The organism is Mesoflavibacter zeaxanthinifaciens subsp. sabulilitoris (assembly GCF_014191595.1).
In the GTDB taxonomy this organism is placed as follows: Bacteria; Bacteroidota; Bacteroidia; order Flavobacteriales; family Flavobacteriaceae; genus Mesoflavibacter; species Mesoflavibacter zeaxanthinifaciens.
Map to the genome: position 1 here is coordinate 136,590 of NZ_JACHWV010000001.1, position 25,825 is coordinate 162,414.

14 protein-coding genes and 1 tRNA gene are annotated in these 25,825 nt (G+C 31.9%); 6 read left to right on the forward strand and 9 right to left on the reverse strand.

The window, feature by feature from the left end; genetic code table 11:
* Positions 1 to 18: 18 nt before the first annotated feature.
* Entirely contained in the window at positions 19 to 2,337 is a 2,319-nt protein-coding gene (locus tag FHS04_RS00640; RefSeq protein WP_106676832.1) for a T9SS type B sorting domain-containing protein, read from the forward strand.
* A 53-nt stretch (positions 2,338 to 2,390) separates the two neighbouring features.
* Here FHS04_RS00640 and FHS04_RS00645 read toward each other — a convergent pair whose 3' ends face one another.
* The 4 genes from FHS04_RS00645 to FHS04_RS00660 all read right to left on the reverse strand — a co-directional run bounded on the left by FHS04_RS00645 (position 2,391) and on the right by FHS04_RS00660 (position 17,436).
* Positions 2,391 to 7,775: a LamG-like jellyroll fold domain-containing protein gene (locus tag FHS04_RS00645; RefSeq protein ID WP_183408357.1), complete on the reverse strand. Its 5,385-nt coding sequence runs from the start codon at positions 7,773 to 7,775 to the stop codon at positions 2,391 to 2,393.
* Positions 7,776 to 8,000: 225 nt separating this feature from the next.
* Positions 8,001 to 13,439: a LamG-like jellyroll fold domain-containing protein gene (locus FHS04_RS00650; RefSeq protein WP_183408358.1), complete on the reverse strand. Its 5,439-nt coding sequence runs from the start codon at positions 13,437 to 13,439 to the stop codon at positions 8,001 to 8,003.
* A gap of 81 nt (positions 13,440 to 13,520) precedes the next feature.
* The gene (locus tag FHS04_RS00655) at positions 13,521 to 16,913 is read right to left on the reverse strand and encodes a M14 family zinc carboxypeptidase (protein ID WP_106678291.1); all 3,393 of its coding nucleotides are present in this window, start codon (positions 16,911 to 16,913) and stop codon (positions 13,521 to 13,523) included.
* Between the two features lie 449 nt (positions 16,914 to 17,362).
* Positions 17,363 to 17,436, reverse strand: a tRNA-Met gene (locus FHS04_RS00660).
* A 137-nt stretch (positions 17,437 to 17,573) separates the two neighbouring features.
* Between FHS04_RS00660 and FHS04_RS00665 the strand changes: the two genes are divergently transcribed.
* Positions 17,574 to 17,960: an START-like domain-containing protein gene (locus tag FHS04_RS00665; protein WP_027878695.1), complete on the forward strand. Its 387-nt coding sequence runs from the start codon at positions 17,574 to 17,576 to the stop codon at positions 17,958 to 17,960.
* 52 nt (positions 17,961 to 18,012) lie between these two features.
* Positions 18,013 to 18,855 (forward strand): aminotransferase class IV, encoded by an 843-nt coding sequence (locus FHS04_RS00670; protein WP_106678289.1) that lies wholly within the window; start codon positions 18,013 to 18,015, stop codon positions 18,853 to 18,855.
* Here FHS04_RS00670 and FHS04_RS00675 read toward each other — a convergent pair.
* From FHS04_RS00675 to FHS04_RS00695, 5 genes are all read right to left on the reverse strand, one after another.
* The gene (locus FHS04_RS00675; protein ID WP_106678287.1) at positions 18,852 to 19,412 is read right to left on the reverse strand and encodes a YqgE/AlgH family protein; all 561 of its coding nucleotides are present in this window, start codon (positions 19,410 to 19,412) and stop codon (positions 18,852 to 18,854) included. The genes FHS04_RS00670 and FHS04_RS00675 overlap by 4 nt on opposite strands.
* Before the next feature lie 123 nt (positions 19,413 to 19,535).
* Entirely contained in the window at positions 19,536 to 19,808 is a 273-nt protein-coding gene (locus tag FHS04_RS00680; protein ID WP_027878698.1) for an HU family DNA-binding protein, read from the reverse strand.
* Positions 19,809 to 20,002: 194 nt separating this feature from the next.
* Positions 20,003 to 20,950 (reverse strand): methionyl-tRNA formyltransferase, encoded by a 948-nt coding sequence (gene fmt / locus FHS04_RS00685; protein WP_106678285.1) that lies wholly within the window; start codon positions 20,948 to 20,950, stop codon positions 20,003 to 20,005.
* A gap of 1 nt (position 20,951) precedes the next feature.
* Positions 20,952 to 22,856: a RecQ family ATP-dependent DNA helicase gene (locus FHS04_RS00690; protein ID WP_106678283.1), complete on the reverse strand. Its 1,905-nt coding sequence runs from the start codon at positions 22,854 to 22,856 to the stop codon at positions 20,952 to 20,954.
* Positions 22,856 to 23,398, reverse strand: coding sequence for an AAA family ATPase (locus tag FHS04_RS00695; RefSeq protein ID WP_106678282.1), 543 nt, complete (start codon positions 23,396 to 23,398; stop codon positions 22,856 to 22,858). The genes FHS04_RS00690 and FHS04_RS00695 overlap by 1 nt, the downstream gene beginning before the upstream one ends.
* 89 nt (positions 23,399 to 23,487) lie before the next feature.
* Here FHS04_RS00695 and FHS04_RS00700 point away from each other — a divergent pair, with 89 nt between their 5' ends.
* From FHS04_RS00700 to murA, 3 genes are all read left to right on the forward strand, one after another.
* Complete coding sequence (locus FHS04_RS00700) at positions 23,488 to 23,781, forward strand: DUF493 family protein (RefSeq protein WP_027878702.1); 294 nt, start codon at positions 23,488 to 23,490, stop codon at positions 23,779 to 23,781.
* A 74-nt stretch (positions 23,782 to 23,855) separates the two neighbouring features.
* Positions 23,856 to 24,497, forward strand: a complete 642-nt coding sequence (locus FHS04_RS00705) for a DUF4290 domain-containing protein (RefSeq protein WP_106678322.1) — start codon at positions 23,856 to 23,858, stop codon at positions 24,495 to 24,497.
* Positions 24,498 to 24,505: 8 nt separating this feature from the next.
* Complete coding sequence (gene murA / locus FHS04_RS00710; protein WP_106678279.1) at positions 24,506 to 25,822, forward strand: UDP-N-acetylglucosamine 1-carboxyvinyltransferase; 1,317 nt, start codon at positions 24,506 to 24,508, stop codon at positions 25,820 to 25,822.
* Positions 25,823 to 25,825: the final 3 nt, after the last annotated feature.

Here is a 25,825-nt window from a genome sequence, read left to right on the forward strand (position 1 = left end):
TAGGTTTTTGCTATTTAAATGAAAAATCTGCTTTTTCTACTAAATTTACTATTTACACTAGTATTATTTGGTCAAAATCAAGCAAACAATTGGTATTTTGGTCAAAATGCTGGTATTAATTTTAGTAACGGTATACCTGTAGCTCTTGATGATGGAGTCTTGAATACACCCGAAGGTTGTTCTACAATTTCGGACAGTAATGGAAATTTATTGTTTTATACTGACGGTATTGATGTATGGAATAAAAATCACCAACTAATGCCAAACGGAACAGGTTTGTTAGGTTCAATTTCTAGTACTCAATCAGGTATTATCATACCTCATCCAGGAAATATTAATCTATACTATGTGTTTTCCTTGCCAGAAACAGGAGGAGAAAATGGGTTAAGATATAGTTTGGTAGATATGTCATTAGATTCTGGGTTAGGAGATGTTGTCACTTCAGAAAAAAATGTACTTTTATATGAATCAACTTCAGAGAAGATTTCTGCAATAAAACATACAAATGAAAATGATATTTGGGTTGTTTCTCATGCAAGTGATTCAAACAAATTTGTTAGTTATTTAGTAACTAATAATGGTATTCAAATGAGTCCTGTAGAGACGCAAATTGGTCATACGCCAATAGATATTTACGATAATGTTGGAGCAATGAAGATATCTCCAGATGGTACAAAATTAGCTGTAGCTTACTCTTCTGAAGTATTAGATTTATTTGAGTTTAATGCTACAACAGGTAAACCAAGTAATAATATTCAAATAACAGATTTTGATCAAGGTCTGCCTCTTAGCTATATTTATGGTGTAGAGTTTTCTTCTAACAGTAAATATCTTTATGTATCAGAAACTCAAGACGGAATTATACAATTTGATACATCAAATTTTAATTATAATGATATCATAAATTCAAGATACGATTTAACAACAAACGGAGAGTCTTTTGGAGATTTTCCTCATAGTGCTTTACAATTAGGTCCAGATAAGAAAATTTATGTAGCACATTTTGAGTATGATTATTTAGGCGTTATTAATAATCCTAATGCATATGGTGATCAAGCAGATTATCAGTATGATGGCGTTTACTTGACAACTGGTGTATCTAAAGCAGGATTACCACCATTTATTCAATCTTTTTTTGATTCTTATATAAAATTTGAAGGAAATTGTTTTGGAGAATTTACTGAATTTGAGGTTAGTGGTAACGAAATTTTTGACTCAGTCTTATGGGATTTTGGAGACGGTACGTTTTCTAATCAAGAAACTGTAAATCATTTATACGATGCACCAGGAGAATATCAAGTAGCAATTACTTTGGTAGATGGCTTTAATGTAATTGAGCAAAACCAAACTATTACTATTTATGATGTACCAGTTATTACTTCGTCGTCAGATATTATTTTATGTTCAGATAGCTTTGATGATCCTTTAGATTTTAACTTTCAAAACCAATCCATATTAAATATTGAGTCAAATGGGCAATTTATGACGTCTTATCATAATAGTTTTGTAGAAGCAGAACTAAATTTAAACCCTATAGAGTTACCTTTTCAAAGTGAAAATATAGAAACAACAATTTATGTGCGAGTTTTTAATAAAAATAATCCGGATTGTTTTACTGTTTCACAATTTCAAATTATTTATCTAGAAACTCCTGATTTTGAATTTAATGAAAACTGGTATTTGTGTAAAAACGAAGAGGTAACAGTTTCTGTTCCCTATGGTTTTGATAGTATATTGTGGTCTACGGGAGAAGTGTCTAACACGATAACTCTAAATGAAACTGGTGAATATTGGGTAGAAGTATCTAATTACTATAATGATATAACTTGTACAGAGATTAAGTATTTTAATGTTTCAAATTCTGATGTTGCTGAAATCACGAATATTACTGTAGACGACTGGACAAGCAACAGTAATTCAATAATAGTTGAAGCAGAAGGAATTGGTAATTATGAATATTCTATAGATGGAATATTTTTTCAGGACAGTAACGTATTTAACGATGTTAAGTATGGAGACTATACCGTATATGTTAGAGATAAAAACAATTGTGGAGTAGTAAGTGAAGATGTTTTTTTAATTTATTATCCTAGTTTTTTTACACCTAATAATGATGGAATAAATGATGCTTGGAAGATTAAAAGTATAGCTTCTGAAAGTAGTTATACTATAGACATTTTTGATAGGTACGGTAAATTTATTAAACAATTAAACCCAGATGATAATTCTTGGGATGGTACTTTTAATGGCTTAAATCTTAGATCTGATGATTATTGGTTTATACTAACACGGTATGACGGAAGGACTTATGCTGGTCATTTTGCATTAAAAAGATAAAAAAAAGCCGAAACATACGTTTCGGCTTTTTAATTGTAAGGCTTTGGTTTTATTTATTCAATCAGGACTTTTTTAGAAATTTCACCAACATCAGTTTTCATTTTAATAATGTAAGTGCCTGTACTTAATTTACCTGTTTTTAAAGCAGTATAATCTAAAGTATCAATATCTGTTTCGCTAAATATTTCTTGAGATAAAATGTTATATAACTTAACAGATGTTATGTTGTGTAACTTAGGGTTATTAATAATAATACTAGTTTGACTATTGTTGTAGTATGTATTAATATCTTGAACAATTACATTATCTTCAATACTAAGAGTAGAAGAAGTACTAAATACCATAGAGAAACGATCTAGATATTCGCCAGCAGGCAGATTAATAGTAAAATCGTTAGCTTTAATATCATGATATGTACTTGTTGCATTATCAAAGATATAAATCTCTAAATTATCAGGAACATTTTCTAAAGCATCAATAGTAAAAGTATTGTTACCACTATCATCAGTATGTATACCAATAGGTAATACGGTATTAACATCGATAACATCAGTCCCTTGAATAATAAATTTCTTACCTTCAATCATCCAATACATATCATCTACTTGGTGTTGTTTGATTTCTCCATCATATCCCCAATCATGAGAAGGAGTAGCATGAGAATCTTGAGTAACTAAAAGTTGTCTATGTATACCGTTTACAGTATTGATACCAAGTCTAATTTTTAAACGGTTATCAATATTGTATGCAGATGCGCTTTCGTTAATATTAGCAGTTCTAACAAAAGTAGAAGAAGAGCTACCTTCTTTTTCAAAAAGACGTTGCGCATTAGTAAATCTGATAGTACCAGTAGCTTCACTTTTAACAAAGAATCCTTGTCCAACCGGAATATAACGACCAGGTAATTTAGAAGGTGTACCACCAGTAGCAACCATAGGATCATTTGTCCCGTATGTTGCAGCAGGAGTAACACCAGATAAATTATAGGTAGCGTAACCACCTTGGTATTCTGCTAGTATATGAGATCCTCCGCCCCAATGTTCCCAGAAGTATAACGTACCGGTAGTCGCACCAGCCGCATCAATAGTAGGAGCGTTGTCCATTATAAATTGATGAGCATCAATAGCAGAAGCATAAGGGTTACCAACTAAATATTCATTATTAGCAGTAATAGGTAAAGTAATATCGCCATTATTAGGTTTACCTTGATAGGTATAATTTTGTTCTAAAGTAACATTACCAGAAGTGTTAGCCACACCTTTCATAGTAAATCCTTCCCCAGGAAGTAAAGAACCTGTACTACGTACGTGTTGCCAATCTGCATAAGCACCAGATTGATTAGCGTATTTCCAAATCCAATAATCTGCAATACCAATAGGCGAACCAGAAGATCCATTATACCCATTAGTAATAAAGTTAATATTAGTAGGTGCAGCCGGATTAGTACCATCTCTAAAGACATTAGGTAAAGTGTAACTATTGTTATTAGTCGTAGAGTTAATCATACCAACAGGAGATGCCCAATAATTATAAGTATATAAATCGCGTGTGCCTTGTTGATCACGTTCTAAACTACCAGAACTAGTAGGATCTAAATCACTATCTGTTGTTTGTATTAACTGTGATTCTCCTTCTAAATCAATTTTACCATCAATTTTAAGGTAGTGAGTTACAGTTAATCCATTACCCGCATTTGTAGCAGTATCACCAGAAAGTTCAAGTTCGTTGGCAGTAACAAATAAACCAAGAACAGAACGGTTTAGATTATTAGCAGTAGGTAAACTGGCATTGTCCATAGTAATATTATGAGACGTTTCTACAATATTCCAATCTACAGTAATTGTAGGATCAACAATAGAAGCAGAGCCAGGAATATATTGCTCAGCACCATTAGTCCAAGAAGCGTTGTTAGTCCAAAGACCATTACTTGTTGTTGTATATGGTAATGGAGATGTTTGATATTCTAAATTAAATTCTGAAGGTTCAGCTAAACTACCTCTGTTTCCGTTACCTGATACGTCATTTAAATGAGTACCTATGTAAGAATTCATATTATAGTAAGCCAATAAATTATTCCAGTTAACAACAGAAATATCATTTTTTGTTACAGTAGCTGGTAGTACATCACCATTAACCATTGATGCATTTTCGATTAATTCTTGGTTCATTACAAATCTTAATTGATCTAAAGTTAAAGCTCTATCCCAAATTCTAATTTCATCTAAATCACCTTTAAAAAAGTCAATAATATTAGATTTGTCAATGTAAACAGCTCCAATAGCTAAAGAAGATCCGTTTGGTGTAGATGATGTGATTACTTTGGTGTTATCTAAAACACCATCAATATAAATATTTGCTGTTGTACCATCATATGTCACTGCTACATGATGCCACACGTTGTCAGGAAGTTGTGTGTTTGCATCAATCCTATCTGTAGTTGTATTTGTGCCTACTGAGAAAGCAGGATAATTATTATTTGTTAAAAATAATTTATAACCAACAGTACCATTATTTTTAGCTAATATTGTTTTATCTGTACCTAAAGCATTTGCTCCATCTGGTTTTACCCAAGCAGAAGCTGTAAAGCTACCGGCTAGATCTACTTTATCACCAATATTAGTATAGTTATCAATGCCGTCAAAACCAAGTTGTCTTTCTCTAACTTCTTCATGAGCAATACCAATCGTAAAATATTTTGTGCCATCAAAGTCAAATGTACCTTCTCTTGTAGGTATACCATTAAATGTAGATGGATCTAAAAATACTGTTCTTAAATTTGTAGAGAAAGTAGGGTCATCTGCGACAAGCATTACATAAGCATCATTACCTGTTAAAGGCGGTAGGCCAGCTAGGTCAGAGTCAAAAACAGATAGCTCTACAGTACCAACATCGTCACCTGCTGTTTCGACTATTTTCCAAATTCTATTCATTACATCAGTAACAGTTGTAACAGTAGCTGGTCCTAAGCTAACAACAATTGATGTGGCTGATGAGTTTGTATTTTGTCCATTATTTCCCCAAAGAAGATATTCGTTACTTGTGTTAAAAGTTTGAGAATTTAGGTTATTAGTTAACTCAGTGTTATTTAAAGAGAATGAAACAATAGCACTGTTATTTACACTTTTTGATTGTTTTTGATATAAATCAGAATTATCGTCACGACCAATACCGGCAATATCATAATTATAACCTGCATTAGCAGACGTATCCCAAATTATAGTTCCGTCTGAAGCTACGTAATCTTTAGAAGTACCGTTTACGCCTAAAGTAATACCGTATTTAATTGCTAGATAAGATTCTATTCTATTTCTTTCATCTGTAACAGAAGCATTATTTTTTCTAGAAGAGAAAGTAATAATTTCCGCTATTGTACCGTAGTAACTAGCTCTGTAGGCTTGACTTCTACCAATCCAATAATTTGAATTGTTAATGTTTGTAAATTGAGGTGAACCTACTTCATAATTATCTACTTTAACTCCATTATATAATACTTCTTGAGCAGTAGGAGATATGCTGCTATTATTTCTAGCATTAATTATACCTACATTATTATATGAAGGTGCAGCACCAGTTTGAGCAACACCATATCCTCTTAAATTAATATCAGATGGATTAGGTTCTGGAGTAGAGGATATAGCATAAGTTAAAACTTCGTTATTCATTCTAACGGTATATCCGCCCCAACCAATTCCTGTAACATCTTTATCTGTATTATCTCCAGGGTTAGCGTCACCACAAAACATATCCATAGCACCATAAGAACTGTTTACAGTTTCTTCAGGAAAAGCAACTATAAATATATCTTGAGTATGAAAGCCTGTAGAGCCTTCAAGATATTGTTGTGGCGTGTAATTAAAATTAGTCTCGTAAGGTGCATTAGGAGTATTATTAAAGTCTACTACAGCATTATAATTAACATTTTTACCATAAATATCTCGGTAAGAAGGTTCTTGTCCTGTTGTATGAACCGTTGCATTGTTAGTGTTAGCTTGGTCAAACCATGTGCTTAATGGTTGGTTGTCAGATAAACCTGCACCATCATTAGCTTTAAGCCATAATTCTAAATCTGTAGTTACTCCACCTGGTCCTTCACTTAAAGGTGTTAATCCATAACCTTGAATATTAAAAGTGAAAGGGTTTTCGTTAGAATCATTGTTGGCTATAGAAACAGTAGCGCCTCTTAAACCATTACCAGAAGGATCAAAGGTTATATCAAAAGTTGTAAAGTTTCCTGCTGTAATAGAGTTAGAAGGTGTTGATGTAAGTGTGAAATCCCCTGAATTAGGTCCTGATATAGTAATGTAAGGAGATGGATCTGTAAGGTTTAACGTTAATAAACCTGTATTATTAATAGTGAAAGTGTGTGTAGTTGATCCAGCAGCAACATTAATACTTCCAAAATCAGTATCATCTGCAGTAGAAGGTGTAATGTCATTATTTAAAATATCCGTAGAGTTACCTTCTACCGCTATTTCTGGTAAAGGTGTAGTTACAGCTGATAATGAAATATCATCAATAGCCATATCGCTTCTATAATTAGAACCAGTTGTTCCAGAAATTTTTATAGTAACTGTTTGTCCTAAATAAGCTGATAAATCTATAGAGGCTAGGCTCCAAATAGAACCATTACTTGTGTGTTGTTGACCTGTAACCGAAAATATATTGTGATCAAATGTTACACCATTATTAGTACTTAAGTCTACACTTAAAGTTCCCATATTGCTACCATACATATGATAGTAAAATGAAAAATTAGCAGAACTTGCAGAAGACAAATCAAAACAAGGACTTATTAAATCACTTGTATTGTTAAAATTGCTCGAGGCTTCTGTATATAAATACCAATTACCTCCATTAGCACTATTTGGACCAGTACTATTAGAAGGCGTTCCGTTTTGGTTTCTTGTCCAATCAAAGTTATCTGTTGTGCTTTGCGTCCATTGCCCTATACCAGATTCAAAATTTTCATTGTAAGGGAAACTACTAACTATAGAAGAACAAGAACCAGAACAGCCACCACTAACATTAAAGTTTAAAGTTGTGCCGGAAGCGTTAGCACTTGCTCCAGAATTTGTTAAAACTGTACTACCAGAAGAAGTTATAGTTATATTTGAAGCGCCACCATTCCAACCATCTCCATAAGTATCGTACATTATTATATAATAATTATTACCGTCAGGAATACAACCTAATAATACTGTTGTAGAATAAGAATCGTCACAGCACCCATTGTAACCATTATCTATAGTGGCTATGAGCGTATTAGAAGGATCGTAAATTTCTACTCTATTTTCTGAAGACCAACTAGGCCAATTTACACTTACTTCAACAATTGATGTTTGTGCGAAAGAAAATGTTACAAACATTAAAAACAATACTAATGTGTATACTTGTTTTAATGTTAGCTTTTTCAAACTCTTTGGGGTAGAATTTTTCATAAGCAGGTTTGTTTTGGGTTGGGATTAACATTAATATGTGTTAAAACTATGTAAATCAATGATTAAGTGCAAAAATATTCGATGAAATACATTGTTAAGCAGAAATTACTTACAAAAATCACGATAAAAAGAAGTTTATTTCGTTTAAGTGTTAAATTGAATAATTATTTAATAAAAAAGCCGAAACATACGTTTCGGCTTTTTATTGTAAGGCTATGGTTTTATTTATTCAATCAGGACTTTTTTAGAAATTTCAACAACATCAGTTTTCATTTTAATAATGTAAGTACCTGTACTTAATTTACCTGTTTTTAAAGCAGTATAATCTGAAGTATCAATATCTGTTTCGCTAAATATTTCTTGAGATAAAATATTGTATAACTTAACAGATGTTATGTTGTGTAACTTAGGGTTATTAATAATAATACTAGTTTGACTATTATTGTAGTATGTATTAATATCTTGAGCAATTACATTATCTTCAATACTAAGAGTAGAAGAAGTACTAAATACCATAGAGAAACGATCTAGATATTCACCTGCTGGTAGATTAATAGTAAAATCGTTGGCTCTAATATCATGATATGTACTTGTTGCATTATCAAAGATATAAATCTCTAAATTATCAGGAACATTTTCTAAAGCATCAATAGTAAAAGTATTGTTACCACTATCATCAGTATGTATACCAATAGGTAGTACGGTATTAACATCGATAACATCGGTTCCTTGAATAATGTATTTATTACCTTCAATCATCCAATACATATCATCTACTTGGTCTTCATTATTAACACCATCATATCCCCAATCTTCTCCTACAGTAGCGTGAGAATCTTTAGTAACTAAAAGTTGTCTATGTATACCGTTTACAGTATTGATACCAAGTCTAATTTTTAAACGGTTATCAATATTGTATGCAGAAGTAGTCTCGTTAGTATTAGCAGTTCTAACAAAAGTAGAAGAAGAGCTGCCTTCTTTTTCAAAAACACGTTGCGCATTAGTAAATCTGATAGTACCAGTAGCTTCACTTTTAACGAAGAATCCTTGTCCAACTGGAATATAACGCCCAGGTAATTTAGAAGGCGTACCACCAGTAGCAACCATAGGGTCATTTGTTCCATAAGAAGCAGCAGGAGTAGCACCAGATAAATTATAGGTAGCGTAACCACCTTGGTATTCTGCTAGAAGATGAGATCCTCCGCCCCAATGTTCCCAGAAGTATAATGTACCGGTAGTCGCACCAGCTGCATCAATAGTAGGTGCGTTGTCCATTATAAACTGATGAGCATCAATAGCAGAAGCATAAGGGTTACCAACTAAATATTCATTATTAACAGTAATAGGTAAAGTAATGTCACCATTATTAGGTTTACCTTGATAGGTATAATTTTGTTCTAAAGTAACATTACCAGAAGTGTTAGCCACACCTTTCATAGTAAATCCTTCCCCAGGAAGTAAAGAACCGGTACTACGTACATGTTGCCAATCTGCATAAGCGCCAGATTGATTAGCGTATTTCCAAATCCAATAATCTGCAATACCAATAGGCGAACCAGAAGATCCATTATACCCATTAGTAATAAAGTTAATATTAGTAGGTGCAGCCGGATTAGTACCATCTCTAAAGACATTAGGTAAAGTGTAACTATTGTTATTAGTAGTAGAGTTAATCATACCAACAGGAGATGCCCAATAATTATAAGTATATAAATCGCGTGTACCTTGTTGATCACGTTCTAAACTACCAGAGCTAGTAGGATCTAAATCACTGTCTGTTGTTTGTATTAACTGTGATTCTCCTTCTAAATCAATTTTACCATCAATTTTAAGGTAGTGAGTTACAGTTAATCCATTACCCGCATTTGTAGCAGTATCACCAGAAAGTTCAAGTTCATTAGCAGTAACAAATAAACCAAGAACAGAACGGTTTTGATTGTTAGCAGTAGGTAAACTGGCATTGTCCATAGTAATATTATGAGACGTTTCTACAATATTCCAATCTACAGTAATGTTAGGATCAACAATAGAAGCAGAGCCAGGAATGTATTGCTCAGTACCATTAGTCCAAGAAGAGTTGTTAGTCCAAAGACCATTACTTGTTGTTGTATATGGTAATGGAGCAGCTTGATTATCCATAATATTTTTACCAGTTACTAGATACTTTATTCTAACCCAGTTTTTGTGTCCAGAACCATCAACAACTGTTGTTCCATAAAATTCATTTATGTTATGGTAAGCTTGCATCTCATTCCACGGTAAACCTGTAGCTTCATTAAGCGTGATAGTTTGTGGAAGGTAAGCACCATTAACATTACCGCTAAGGTTTTCTAGTTCTTGATTCATTAGAAATTTGATTTGGTTTTGAGTTAATACTCTATCCCAAATTCTTACTTCATCTATATCTCCATTAAAAGAATTACTAATAGTGTTTTTATCTATATAGTTTACACCAATAGCAAAATAATCTGTAGTGGCAACAGGAATTGCTACTCCACCAATAGGACTATTACCGTCTTCTACACCATCTATATATAGCCTTAAATTACCACCAGAATAGGTATATGCAATATGATGCCAATTAGTATCGGTTATTGAAGTAGCAGATTGTGCATAATTTGTACCATTAATATTGGCTCTAACTCTTCCGTTACTCATAATTTCGAAATTATAAGCATTTCCTTTAGAGACATAATCACCTCCGTTTCCTAGATTTCTAACCCATGCAGATACTGTAAAAGAATTATTAAGGTTTACAAAGTTTTCACCTACTAAAAAATCACCAGCAGAAAATTCTACATTATATTTTCCTTCAACTCTTGAAGCAATACCAAAAGTGAAGTATTTAGTGTTTTCAAAATCGTACCAAGTTTCAAAAGTTGATCCATTAACATTCATAGGAATAACGTCAACAATATCATTAGATCCAAAAGATGAAGAGTTAGAAACGACTAAGGCATATTCTTGATCAGCAGCTTTAGTAGGTAGCACAGATGAAGGAATTGATATTTTAACATCTCTAACATCATTTCCATTTTCAACAATTTTCCAACGTCTATCAAATAAAGTTGTTACAGAAGTTGAAGATGCGCCTAAGTTTACAGATAGAACAGTAGATCCTGATAATGCACCATTGTTGTGTCCCCAAACTAAAAAGTCTCTATCATTATCAAAGTTATTGGTATTGTTTGAGTTTGTTGTTGATATGTCCCCATGTCCAATTGTAATAACGCTAGATGTATTAATACTTTTAGATTGTTTTTGTTGGTGGTTAGAAGCATCGTCTCTAAATATTCCTGCAATATCATGGTTAAATCCAGAATTAGCAGATGCATCCCAAACGATATTTCCGTTAGAATCTATATAATCCATAGCAGTACCATTAACACCAAGTGTAATACCGTATTTTAAGGCTAAATAGCTTTCAATTCTTCTTCTTTCTGAAGCACCGTCTAGTTTTCTTGAATTAAAAGTAATTACTTCAGCTATTTTACCATCAAAACTTCCTTCGTAATACTGACTTCTACCTAACCAATACTTTCTATTGTTAATTGGTGCGTAAAGAGAAATATCGTTTAATGTAGTAGAAACAGAATTAGAGTTTAGGTAAATTTCCATATCTGTGTTTGCAGAATTTTGTCTTACGTTTATAATGTTGAATTTATTATAGTTGTTAGTACCAGATGTGTCACCACGACCATATCCAGTATACGGACCGTTACCACTACTAGTACCAATGCAGTAGGTAAAACGCTCACCAGATAATCTTTGTGTATATCCACCAAATCCAACACCTGTTACGTCTTCGGCATAACTTTCTGCTAGCGGGTCAGTACTTGTAAAGGTGTCTAATGGATTCATAGATCCTGTTACTGTAGGATCTGCTACAACCACTAAAAACATATCATTACTATTAAATCCTGAAGAGCCACTTAACTCATCTCTACCGTTAATGTAAGTCATGTCAGGACTTGCAGTATTATGATTGTTTTCAAAATCAATTACAGGGTTGAAGTTTATGTTATCTGTTTCATTATTTCTATAAACAGGCTCTTGCCCAGATACAGTTGTTGTTGCGTCATTACCCTTACCGTTATCAACCCAAGTAGTTACGTTAGTACCATCAGTAGTAACACCATAACCATCAATTTTATCACCTCTTAACCATAAATCTAAATCAGCACTAACTCCGCCAGGACCATCTGTTGGTGTACAAAAAGAAGTACCAGAAATTGTTACTAAATCAATAAATACTTGATCATCATTATCACTAGCATCACATCTAACTCTAAATCTAGATGTAGCTGAAAATGTATAATCTGTAGCTAATATAGAAACGGTTCTTGCATAGAAAATAGGAGAGTTTGTTGATTCAAAATCTGCAGTTTTTTGTGCTACTTGTCCACTTTCAAAAGTTTTTACAGTAGTCCACGATAGACCGCCATTATTACTATATTCTATTAAGAAGTTTTCTGAGTATGTTTTATTGCTACCACTGTATGAAGAATCCATACTGTTAGGTGCAAAGAAAAATTTAAAGTCTACTTTGTCATAAGCTGTAAAATTAAATATAGGAGAGTCAAAAGAAGAATTAGTTCCTGAGTTATCTCTTACTACTAAAGAACTATTCCCAGAGTATGACCAAGTTGCATTAGTTGTTCTATATGCGTCATTTGAAAGTATATTACCTTTAACCCATCCATTAGTTCCAGATTCGAAATCTGCAGTATGCAATACGGTTGTACCACAAGGCGGAGGAACTATACCTGTACCTTGTATATTAAAGTTGAAAGGGTTTTCATCTGTATCATCATTAGCAAACGATACGCTTGCTGTTCTTACTCCCGTAGCACTTGGATCAAATTGGATCGTAAAAGAAGTGTTTCCTCCTGGAGCTATAGGAGTAGTTGGATTGGTTATTAACGTAAAGTCTGCAGCATTAGCACCAGTTATTGTTACATAAGGAGAAGCGCCTGTTAAATTTAAATTAATATTTCCAGAATTTATGATAGAGAAGGTTTGGTTAACAGTTCCTCCTGCGATATCTGCATTTCCAAAATCTGTACCATCAACAGTTGAAGGTGTTGTGTCACCATCATCTATATTTGTAGCATTTCCTGTAACACTAACTTCATTATATGGAGTAGCTGAAACAATGTTTACTGTATAATCTTCAACTTCTCCGTAAGAAAAAACTTCACAAGAGGTTGGTATATCGTTATACTTCATACTAACTCTCATTGTGGTATTACCAGTTAATGCTGTAGCAGGTACAGTAAAACTTCCAGATACAGGAGAATCGGTGCTTGCACCGTTAGAAAAAACTAACTCATCTGGATCTGTAAAATCGTTATTTTGATTATAGTCAATCCAAACAGCATATCCTTCACTATAAATAGGACCTGTCCATATTGGTGTTACCGTTATCGTATAGTTAGAGTTTTGAGTAAGATCTGTACTTATTGCTGTAAAATCTGAGTACCCTGTACTTGTTGTACCTACACCAGAGGTGTTATCAATTGCTTGTAATTGAACACGACCTATGTATTCATCATTTGTATTATTACCATTTGATGCACATTGTGAAAAGGCATAATTGCTTAAAAATAAATTAAACAAAATGACAATAGCAAGACATGACTTGTTTAAGTTTTTTGATTTCATAATAGTTTGGTTTAGATTAGTTTGGGGCTAATCTTGTTGTTGAATATTTACTTTTTACACTTAAAAAAGGGTGTTTCCTTTTTATTGTTTTATAAGTTTTTTAGTTATTAATTGTTGGTTTTCTAAGTCTTTTATTTTGATAAAATAAGTACCGTTAGAGATTGATTTTAACTTATCAACACTTATTGCTTTTTGATCAAAAACAGAATTTTCTTGTATTATTAATCTACCTCTCATATCATAGACAGACACTTCTATTTTATGACCTATAAAATTTGAGGATAAGCTTATATTAAAACTGTTATTAAATGGATTTGGATAGATTTTTACATCATTGATTGTAAATTGATTATTGCTTAAGCTTGGTTCAGTAATATTTACAGTGTAGTCTTCAACTTCTCCGTAAGAAAAACTTTCGCAAGATGCTGGACTAGCATTATACTTCATAGAAACTCTCATTCTAGTGCTACCTATTATAGCATTTCCAGGTATTGAAAAGTTACCAGTAACAGGTGTTGTTTGAGAAGCAGGACTATTAAAAACAGTTTCACCTGCATCTTCAAAGTCGCCATCTTTATTAAAGTCAATCCAAACAGTTACAGCTTCATCCCACATAGTTCCTGTCCATATTTTAGAAACACTGATATTATGTGTTAAGGTTTTGTCTAAGTCTGTTGTTATGTATGTATAATCAGAATAACCAGTATCTGTAATACCTATTCCAGAATCATTGTTAATAGTGTTTAAAGTTACATTCCCAATATATTCATCAGAAGTACTTTGACCATTTGAGTCACAATAGTTAACTTCTGTTGTAGTAAAATTAATTGTAGATGAATAAGAAGAAGTAGCTGTATCACATTTAGATCTAACCTCTACTTCATAAGTAGTTGTTGCTAGTAAATTTGTAATTGTATAACTACTAGTAGTTACATTTAGTATATCTGTCCATGTAGATGAACCTAAAACACGGTAGCGTAAATCATAAGTTGCAGATGGTATTGCATCCCAAGTTACTGTAGCTTCAGTAGCTGTAATTGAAGATGTAGACACGTTTACAGGAACATCAGTTTGACAAGGTATTTGAATACTAATAATTTTAAAATCATCAATAAAAAAACCATCAGAAGTAGTTGTGTAATTTTCTGATACATTACTACCATCTGTTCTAAATCTAAATCTGAATTTAACATTATTAGCACCTAATAAGTAAGAGTTGTTTGCTGCATCTATAGCAATTTCTTCCATCACCCAATTATCTCTTCTGTCACCATCATAAACTTGTCCCATACTATTAGCTTGGAAGTTGGATGTACCACCTTTATTATCATGAGAAGTAGTGTTACTTGTAGCATTTGGTTTTGTATACTTTCCGCAAAGAGATTGCCAGTTATTACCACCATCAGTTGAACCTAAGATTTCAACAAAATCATAATTTCTTTCAATATCCCATTTAGAATAGTATTGTACAACAACAGATGTAGAACTAGAAAAGTCATAACTATTAGTAGTAGTTAATGTTCTTGTTGTATTATTAGAGTACGGAGCAACACCATTTGTTCTTAAAGTGTTTGTTCCTGTATAGGTGTCTGCACTAGATAAGGTCCATCCACCAGATTGTGTCCAACCAGTAATGCCATCTACATCAGGATCATGATCAAAAAGTACTGTTGGTTGGTAATATTTTTCGTAGTTAACATCATATATAACACCATTGTCGTTAGATAATTTTACATTATATTCTATTTTTTCGTTAGCAACAATACTTGGGTCTAGTTGTATTTGAGCAGATACATTTCTTTGCTCTAAGACATTCATACCAGTTTGTGTGTCAGGAGCATTAATACTAATTATATTAGATGAAATAGGAGTGATAGTTAAGGTGAAATTACTTGCAGTTTGACCAATTCTTTCAATTCCAAAATCTAAGTTAGCAGTTGTATTATCTATGTTGCTTTGCGTTAGATCATGAAGTTTTGCGTATTTACCACCATAATAGGCAGTACCAAAAGAAATTCTCATCGATCTTTTTGCAATAGGAATAATAGACGTTTGTGGAGGCCAAAAACCTTCACTTCCGTGCTCTGGTGTAGTACCTAAAATAGCTTGACCAGAACCAGTAGATCCATTATTATCAGGTGCTCCTCCTAACATCCAATCGTCAGGAATACCATTAGACTCATAAAAAATCGTAGCTCCATAAAGGTATCTGTTGTAGCGAGTCATTTCTTCGTGCCAACTGTAAAATTCATCTTCTCTTCCTGAGTTTAAAGAAGGTACACCACCATAAGGATGAGGTACAGAATTAGCGTACGAGTGATTCCAAACAGCAGTTTGAAAGTTTCTACTTAAAATAAAATCTTCCATAATCTGAGTTTCAGGCTCAGAAGAAGGAGATGGACCTCTGTAAGTATTACTTGTTTGACTACCAGAAGAACCAACATTATTGTAACCCCAATAATAATCAAAGTTTCTGTTTAAGTCTACGCCTCTAATAGAAGTCGAGCTAGAATTACTACCAGTGTTAGGTCTTGTGTTTTTACGTTGCAATCCTCCTCCATTTGGACTTAAATGCTCATTCCATCTTAGTCCATCAGGATTAACTATGGGTACAAAGTATAATTCATTATTATCTACTAATTCTTTAACAGCATCATTGGTATTGTAATTTTCAATTAAATACCACATAAAATATATGTTGTTCATTAAGGCGCTTACTTCTCTTGAGTGAATCATTGAAGTAAAAAGAATTTGTGGTTTTGTGTTTTCTGGAGTCGAAGACTCATTACCAGTAATTCTTACATAATATATAGTTTCTGGGTTCCATCTACTGCTACTTATTCCACTATAGGTTAATCCATTATTAAAAATTGTATTAGAAGGATTTCCCCAAGTGGTTTGTCCTGTAGGTGAAGCATCTAATTTTTGAGAAACTATATCTAAACCATTAGTAACAGAAAAGTTTCTCATTTCGTCAAGTTCAGTTTTCATTTCATCTACAGTTAAACATCCACCCATAGAACCAAGATGAAAGTTTTGAGGTGTTACCCAATCAATCTCATCACAGTTTATATATTGTATAATATTGTCTTGTAATGTATTAGAAATAGATGCGCGTTGTGTTGTATTAGTGTTAGTAGCTGATAAAGATTTTTCTGCATTTAACTGCGCTATTGCTTTAGCTTTAGTTTTTACTGCTCTTTTTCTGTAAAATTCTTCTAAATCATCAATAATTACATTAAAAGAAACATTTTTATTAACTAATGCATTAACCTCTTCTTTTGATAAATCTAAAACAAGATTATCATGAGAGTGGCTAGCTCCGCAATTTAAATCTATACCAGAAGTAGCAATTTTTAGTAATGTTGATTTAGAAGGGTTAGTTATACTAATTCTTTTATGAGAATCCTGAGCTATAATTAATTGTGATAGCAATAATAAAATAAGAGTAACTAGTAGGTTAGTTTTTTTCATGATTTTTTAATTCAAATAAGGGTTTAATTAATTAATAATTTGGGTTAAGCAATATTAAAATATCCTAATCCGTAAATACTATTTCAATTATTAGAATCATCAGTTTTCTTTTAAACGCAAATTTATCCGACAAAAGGTATAAGTATTCGCCTACAAATGTAACAGACTTTAGTTAAACCATCTGTAAAACGCATAATTTTTCGATGAAATACACTTTTTTCTTTCTGAAGTAGCGAAAATACGTACACTTAAAAGATCTGTTATTTTATAAATTGACTATTCATTTTATGAAAAAATACACGTTTTTATGTTAATTATCTGTTTTTTAATAGGTTAAATCTTAATAAAAAAGTAATCTTAATTAATAATAAGTACGGGAATAGTAGAAGAAAAAACGATTATATTACAAATTAAAAAAGCTAAGACATACATCTTAGCTTTTTTTCTTGTAGCGAGATCGAGATTTGAACTCGAGACCTCCGGGTTATGAATCCGACGCTCTAACCAACTGAGCTACCTCGCCATATTTTGGAGGTGCAAATATAAGAACATTATTAAATCAAGCAAACATTATTTTTAAAATTAAATATTTTTTAAAATGATTTCTAAACTTGTTAATTAATGTATATATTGGCAGTAATAATTTTCAAGTAAAAATAAATGGAAGAAAAAATTAAGTATGAGTTAGAGTTTCCTATCCATGCATCACCGTCATTAATATACCAGTATATATCAACACCTTCTGGATTGTCAGAATGGTTTGCAGATAATGTTAACTCTAGAGGAGAATTATTTAAGTTTATCTGGGATGGAGCAGAAGAACAAGCAAAGTTGCTAACTAAAAAGTCTGGAGAACGTGTAAAATTTAGATGGTTAGATGATGAAGATGATCCATATTACTTTGAAATTAGAATTCAAGTAGACGAAATTACCAAAGATGTATCTTTAATGATTACAGACTATGCTGAAGAAGACGAGGTAGAAGAAGCAAAAATGTTATGGACTAATCAAATCTCTGACTTAAAACAAGTCTTAGGTTCTGCTTAAAAATCACAACAATTAGAGTATATTTGTCCCAAAGAAATTTGGGACTTTTTTTATGATGAATTTTAACGGAAATCTACAAGATAATAATACAGTTATCACAAACAATAATCGTGCATATGCCTATGGTGATGGACTTTTTGAAACGATAAAAGCAGTACACGGTAAACTTCTTTTTTTTGAAGATCATTACTTTAGATTAATGGCATCTATGCGTATTATGCGTATGGAGATACCTATGAGTTTTACTTTAGAGTTTCTTCAAGATGAAATTTTAAAAACCATAAAAGTTAATCAATTAGATACTGCTACTTGTAGAGTAAAGTTGCAAGTGCATAGAGTAGAAGGTGGATTATATGAACCAGAAAGTAATAATGTAGAGTTTATTGTTTCTGTAAAAGCTTTAGATCAAGACTTCTATTTATTAAATGAAGGCGATTATGAAGTTGATTTATTTAAAGACTTTTATGTGTCTCCTAGTTTAATTTCAACATTAAAATCCAATAATAAAGCCTTAAATGTTGTTGGTAGTATTTATGCAAAAGAAAATAAGCTTGACAACTGTTTGTTAATTAATACAAATAAAACTGTAGTTGAGGCTTTAAACGGAAATGTATTTTTAGTTAAAGGAAATACTATTAAAACACCTCCATTATCAGATGGATGTTTAAAAGGAATAATTAGAAAACAATTAATAGAAATTATTAATTTAATGGAAGAATATACTTTAGAAGAAGCTTCTATTTCTCCTTTTGAAATACAAAAAGCTGACGAAATGTTTATTACTAACGTTATAACAGGTATACAACCAGTATCAAAATATAGAAAAAAGCAGTTTGCGACAGATGTAGCAAAAACATTATTGCAAAAGTTAAATGTAAAAGTTAGACTAAGCTAGTTATAACTTGGATTTTCTGGAGCATTAGACCAAATAGAATAATCACCACCTAATTCTAACATCTTTTCTTTCCAGAAGGTTTCATAATCTTTTTCTATGATATTTTTTTCATAAGTGTTTTTTGTAACAACCCATGCATTAGATTTTAATTCGTCTTCTAGTTGATTTATTTCCCAACCAGAATATCCTAAAAAGAATTTGATATCTTTCTGATCAATTTTCTTTTCGGCAATAAGATTAGCAACTACATTAAAATCTCCTCCCCAAAAAATTCCTAAAGAAATTTCTATGCTATCGGGGATCAAATCAGGTCTTTTATGTATAAAATATAGATTGTCTTGCTCTACAGGTCCACCATTGTAAACTCTAAAAGAGGCATCAAGTTCTGGTATTAAATCTTTAATAGTGTAGTTTAAGGGCTTGTTAAGTATAAATCCAATAGAACCTTCTTTATTATGGTCTGTAAGCAATACTATAGATCTGTTAAAAGAAACATCTCCTATAATAGAAGGTTCTGCAATTAATAAATCACCCTTTTTTGGTTTGGTTGTAGTCATAATTTAAAAGGATTATTACATTAAATGTAACATTAATTTGTTTAAATACCAATTATAATACTCTATTAACAAAAAAAAGCCTTCTAAAATAGAAGGCTTTTTGGTAATTATTTTAAGCAAATACTAGTTTACAGCGTTTGCTAAATCAGATCCAGCTTTAAACTTAACAACGTTTTTAGCTTTGATTTTGATAGTCTTTCCTGTTTGAGGGTTTCTTCCTTCTCTAGCAGCTCTTCTAGTAACTGACCAAGATCCAAAACCAACTAAAGAAACTCTGTTTCCTTTTTGTAAAGCTCCTTCAATTTCGATTAATGCACACTCTAAAGCTTTTTTTGCTGCTGCTTTAGTAATTCCTGCGTGCTCCGCCATAGCGTCGATTAAATCTGTTTTGTTCATAATTTTAATTTTAATTATTAATAAATAGTTGATTAAACATATTTTTGTTAAATCCTCTTACAAATTTATACGGATTATGCTACTATGCAAGTAATAGTAAGGGAAATAGAGTGTTTTGTTAATAAGTTGCCTCTTTTGTTAATAAAGAAGCTTATTTTTTTTGCTTTTTTAATGAAATCAGTGATAATAAGGCTTTACAGCATTTTTGCATTTTCACTTAAAGAAAATCCGTTTAAAAGTGATTTTACATCCATATTTCTCTTTCCTGGAAGCTTAATTTCTAGTATTGATATAAAACCACCTTTTACTGCTACCTTAATTGAGGATTTATTAAAAATAATAGTTCCTGTTATTAAATTATGATTTTCGGATTCTTTTTCAGCTTTATAGATTTTTACGTCTAATTCTTCATCTTCATTTTTTAAAATAGACCATGCAGCAGGATATGGACTAAGTCCCCTAATTTGGTTAAATATTTGATCTAAATCTGCTTCCCAATTAATTTTACAATTATCTCTATTTAATTTATAAGCTGTTTTACTAATAGCATCTTCTGGTTGAGGCGTAGTGTTTACATTCCCTTTTTCTATAAGTTTTATGGTATCTATAACCAGATCGCTACCAATATGCATTAATTTGTCATGTAAACTACCGGCATTTTCTGTTGGATCAATTTCTATTTCTTTTTGAAGGATCATTTCTCCTGTATCAATTTTTTCATCTATAAAAAATGTAGATACGCCTGTTTTAGTTTCGCCATTTATTATTGCCCAATTTATTGGTGCTGCACCGCGATAGTTTGGTAATAATGAAGCATGAAGGTTAAATGTACCGTGTTTTGGCATATCCCAAACTACTTTTGGTAACATCCTAAATGCTACTATAATTTGTAGATTGGCGTTTAGCGCTTTTAATTCGTCTAAAAAATCTTCGTTTTTAAGGTTTGTTGGTTGTAAAATGTGTAATCCTTTTTCTTTTGCAAAGGTTTTTACAGCGCTTTCGTTTAATTTCCTTCCACGACCGGCTGGTCTATCTGGTGCTGTAATAACACCAACTACATTATAATTATGCTCTAATATGGTTTTTAAGGTTTGCACAGCAAAATCTGGCGTTCCCATAAATACTATTCGTAAATCTTTCATTTTATAAATGTTTTAATTTATAAGTGTTTGTTGCTGTAACTTCTATTATGTTACGCTCTAACATTTGTTTTAATGTATTGTTTATTTGTTCTTCAGAAAAAGGTAATGCTTTAAATAAGTCTTTAGAGCTTAAATGACCAAATTCTAATTGTTTTATAATTTCTTTATTGACATCTGCTGAAGTTGTTTTAACAGGAGCATTTTTCTTTTTAATACAGACTGAGCAAATTCCACATTCCTCTAATTCTTTTTCTCCAAAGTAGGATAGTAGCTGAATGCTTTTACAAACGTCATTATTATTTACATAATCTAAAACAGCTTTAACTTGCTTTTGCTTTAAGTCGTTTTGTTGTTTTATTGTTTTAGCAATACGGTTAATTGTTTTATCATCTTCTCTTGGTTCTATAAAGGTGATTTGAGCATCTGTTTTATGAATGTTAAGTGTAATAACTTCATCTTTTTCTAAATGCTTTAACGTCATAAAAAGTTGCTGTTCACTTACATTTGCTTTATTAGCAACTAAATTGTTATTTATTTTCGTTTGATGTTCAAAAATACCACCATAGGTTCTTAAAATAGATTTGACGATGGTAGCAAGTTGTTTATTGGTTTCTAAATAAGAAAACAATGCTTTGTTAGGTATAATAAATTGTACTTCCGTACGGTTATTAAATTGCTTGCTTAAAGTTATTACGCTATTTCTATCTAAAATTTGTAATGTATTGTAAGCGCTTGTTGAGTTAAAGCTATAGGTTTTACAAAAGTGATTAAAATTAAATTCAAAAGTTTGATAAGCGCCTTCGCCATAAGACACTTGAAAATAGTTACTTAATTTTCTATATACAGTTTTAACAAAATCTACTGTAGGTAAAACACTTATAAATTGTTTGTGCAAAAGTGCATCGTCATTTTTATTTTTTAAGATAACTGCGTATGCTTTAGTATTATCTCTTCCTGCACGACCTGCTTCTTGAAAGTAGTTTTCTATACTATCTGGTAAGTTTAAATGTATAACTGTTTTTACATCTGGTTTGTCTATGCCCATTCCAAATGCATTAGTCGCCACCATAACTTGTTTTTGATTAGTTATCCATTGGTTAAGATGTTGGTCTTTTTCTGTATTATTTAAACCGCCATGATAAAAAGTACTACTGATGTTTTTTTGTTCTAAAAAGTTAGAAATTTCAATGGTCAGTCTTCTGTTTCTAACGTAAATAATTGAGGATTGTTTATTTTTATTTAAAATAGCTTCTAAACGAAAAAATTTATCTTCTTCTTCAAAAACCATATAAGCGATATTTTTTCTGTAAAAAGATTGCTTAAAGATTTTTGGATCTAAAAAATCAAGCTCGGTTACAATATCGTCAATAACATTAGGTGTTGCACTAGCTGTTAGCGCAATAACGTTAACGCTTGGTTGTAATTCTCTTAATAAGGTTATGTTTTTATAGGCAGGTCTAAAATCGTTTCCCCATTGGCTTATACAATGTGCTTCGTCTACAGCAATTAAATTAACATTCATTTGTCTAATACGATCTTGTACTAGTTCTTGTTGTAAACGCTCTGGAGATAGGTATAAGAATTTGTAATTTCCGTAGATACAATTGTCTAAAAGGGTATCAATTTCAGAAGGTTTAATTCCGCTAGTTAATGCAATTGCTTTGATACCTTTATTTTGTAAAGCTCTAACTTGGTCTTTCATTAAAGCCACTAAAGGCGAAATAACTATACAAATACCTTCTTTAGCCAAAGCCGGAACTTGAAAACATATACTTTTTCCGCCACCAGTTGGTAGTAACGCAAAAGTGTCTTCGCCATTTAAAACAGCGTTTATAATATCTTCTTGTAAAGGTCTAAACGATGTAAATTTCCAATAACGTTCTAATATATTTATTGGATGTTGCATTACAAGGCTTTTACAACGTTTAAAATATGGTTAGCTCTTTCTTCGATACTTCCAAAAGGTACGTCTTGCAAGTGATAATCGTACTTTTTGTAGGTTTCTAAAAGGCTTTCGTGTATTTGTTTTGCTTGTTCAAAGTTTTCATAACGTTCGTTATCACTTCTAAAAATTTCTTGCCAAGGTGCTAAAATAAAGACATAATCATAAGTGTTTTCTTGACATGATGTAATGAAGTTTTCAGGATAACTTTCGTTAGCATAATCCATATATGCAACAACATCAGGTATACCTCGATCTAAGAATACAAACTCATTATTACTGTTTTCTGCTTCTACATATTGTTGTTCTCTTCCTTTTAATAATAACTCGCTAAACAATAAAGGTTTGGTTAAAAACAACTGTTCAATACCATCTTTTCTTGCGTTTAATATAACTTGTCTAGAGATTTCTTCGTAGCAGGTATAACCACGTTTTGTAAGCTCGTTAATAATTGAAGATTTTCCTGTTCCTGGTCCGCCAGTAATAACTATTTTTTTTGTAATCAAAGTCTGTAAATTAAAGTGTAAAAATCGGAATTAAATTCTTTAAAAAAAAATGTAAACAAATTGGTATATTTGCGACTTATAATAACGCTATGGATAATATACCAAATAAAGACGAATTTTACGCTAAGTTAAAAAGCCAATTGCAAGATACTGCAATGTGGCCTACAGAGTATTTATATAAATTTATTGTGCAAACCGAAAAATCAAAAATAGAACACGTAGAGGTTATTTTTGATAATATGGGCGCAGTAATTAATACAAAAGAATCTAGCAATGGTAAATATACCAGCGTTTCGGTTAGTGTAAAAATGAAAAATCCAGACCATGTTATAGAAAAGTATAAAGAGGTCGGAGAAAAAATTGAAGGCGTAATAAGCCTTTAATTTTTTTTTGTATTTTGCAACTGCATTTAGAAACTTCAAAATGCAAAATATATAAATACTACACTTATTTAATTTTGATAGACAATTTAGAGTATAACACAGAGCGTGAACACTTGATTATTCCAGAGTATGGTAGACATATTCAAAAAATGATTAACTATGCAAAATCACGCGAAACAAAAGAAGAACGTAATAAAGTAGCCAAATCTATAATTGCAGTAATGGGTAATTTGCAACCGCATTTGCGTGATGTTCCAGATTTTCAGCATAAACTTTGGGATCAACTTTTTATCATGTCTAATTTTGAATTAGATGCAGATTCACCATTTGACAAACCTTCTAAAGAAGAATTGTCAGGTCGACCAGTACCATTAAGATATCCTCAAAATTTTCCTAAGTACCGTTTCTATGGTAATAACATCAAAACAATGATAGATGTTGCAAACACTTGGGAAGAAGGAGAAATGAAAGAAGCATTAGTATATACAATTGCTAATCACATGAAAAAATGCTTCTTAAATTGGAATAAAGACACAGTTGAAGATCAAGTAATTTTTGATCATTTATTTGAATTATCTAATGGAAAAATTAATATCAAAAACTCTGAAGAAGATTTAACAGACGCCAACAGTCTAATGAAAGCTTCTAGCGGAAAAAAATATTCCAACAACAAAAAAGGACACAAAAAGAATAACCGTAACCGAAAAAGATACTAAACACATTTATGGGAACATTTAAAATTGAAGGTGGACACCAATTAAAAGGAAGCATTCAGCCTCAAGGAGCAAAAAACGAAGCATTACAAATTTTATGCGCAGTACTTTTAACTCCAGAAAAAGTCACCATAAATAACATTCCGGATATAATTGACGTAAACAAACTAATTACGTTATTAGGAAATTTAGGTGTTAAAGTAGAAAAACTTTCTGAAGGCACTTACAGTTTTCAAGCCGATCAAGTAGATTTAAATTATTTAGAATCTGCAGCATTTAAAGAAGAAGGTCGTGGTTTACGTGGCTCAATAATGATTGTTGGACCATTATTAGCACGTTTTGGTAAAGGATATATCCCAAAACCAGGTGGCGATAAAATTGGTCGTCGTCGTTTAGATACGCATTTTGAAGGGTTTATAAATCTTGGTGCTAAATTTAGATACAACCGTGAAGATTATTTTTACGGTGTAGAAGCAGATCAATTAATAGGAACAGATATGCTTTTAGATGAAGCATCTGTAACTGGTACAGCAAATATTGTGATGGCTGCTGTATTAGCACAAGGTACTACAACAATATACAACGCAGCTTGCGAGCCTTATTTACAGCAATTATGTAAAATGCTTAATAGAATGGGCGCAAAAATCTCTGGCGTTGGTTCTAACTTATTAACTATTGAAGGTGTTGATAGTCTTGGCGGAACAGAGCATACCATGTTACCAGATATGATCGAAATTGGTAGCTGGATTGGTTTGGCAGCAATGACAAAGTCTGAGCTTACTATAAAAAATGTAAGTTGGGATGATTTAGGACAAATACCAAATGTTTTTAGAAAACTAGGAATTACTGTTGAAAAACAAGGAGACGATATACATATTCCTGCACATACAGATGGTTACGAAATACAAAACTATATAGATGGTTCTATTCTAACTATAGCAGATGCCCCTTGGCCAGGTTTTACTCCAGATTTATTAAGTATTGTTTTGGTTGTAGCTACACAGGCTAGAGGAGAAGTTCTAGTACACCAAAAGATGTTTGAAAGTCGTTTATTCTTCGTAGATAAATTAATAGATATGGGTGCAAAAATTATCCTTTGCGATCCGCATCGTGCTACAGTTATTGGTCATGATTTTAAATCACAATTAAAAGCAACAACCATGGTGTCTCCAGATATTAGAGCTGGAATTAGTTTGTTAATTGCTGCACTTTCTGCAAAAGGAACAAGTACAATTCATAATATCGAACAAATTGATAGAGGTTATCAAAAAATAGTAGAACGTCTTAAAGCTATTGGAGCTAAAATAGAACGTTTAGAAGGAAATTAATTT

Excerpts from the sequence above, each read along its gene's own strand:
- FHS04_RS00640 (WP_106676832.1), top strand. The coding sequence starts at position 19 with ATGAAAAATCTGCTTTTTCTACTAAATTTACTATTTACACTAGTATTA.
- FHS04_RS00645 (WP_183408357.1), bottom strand. The coding sequence starts at position 7,775 with ATGAAAAATTCTACCCCAAAGAGTTTGAAAAAGCTAACATTAAAACAA.
- FHS04_RS00650 (WP_183408358.1), bottom strand. The coding sequence starts at position 13,439 with ATGAAATCAAAAAACTTAAACAAGTCATGTCTTGCTATTGTCATTTTG.
- FHS04_RS00655 (WP_106678291.1), bottom strand. The coding sequence starts at position 16,913 with ATGAAAAAAACTAACCTACTAGTTACTCTTATTTTATTATTGCTATCA.
- FHS04_RS00665 (WP_027878695.1), top strand. The coding sequence starts at position 17,574 with ATGGAAGAAAAAATTAAGTATGAGTTAGAGTTTCCTATCCATGCATCA.
- FHS04_RS00670 (WP_106678289.1), top strand. The coding sequence starts at position 18,013 with ATGATGAATTTTAACGGAAATCTACAAGATAATAATACAGTTATCACA.
- FHS04_RS00675 (WP_106678287.1), bottom strand. The coding sequence starts at position 19,412 with ATGACTACAACCAAACCAAAAAAGGGTGATTTATTAATTGCAGAACCT.
- FHS04_RS00680 (WP_027878698.1), bottom strand. The coding sequence starts at position 19,808 with ATGAACAAAACAGATTTAATCGACGCTATGGCGGAGCACGCAGGAATT.
- fmt (WP_106678285.1), bottom strand. The coding sequence starts at position 20,950 with ATGAAAGATTTACGAATAGTATTTATGGGAACGCCAGATTTTGCTGTG.
- FHS04_RS00690 (WP_106678283.1), bottom strand. The coding sequence starts at position 22,856 with ATGCAACATCCAATAAATATATTAGAACGTTATTGGAAATTTACATCG.
- FHS04_RS00700 (WP_027878702.1), top strand. The coding sequence starts at position 23,488 with ATGGATAATATACCAAATAAAGACGAATTTTACGCTAAGTTAAAAAGC.
- murA (WP_106678279.1), top strand. The coding sequence starts at position 24,506 with ATGGGAACATTTAAAATTGAAGGTGGACACCAATTAAAAGGAAGCATT.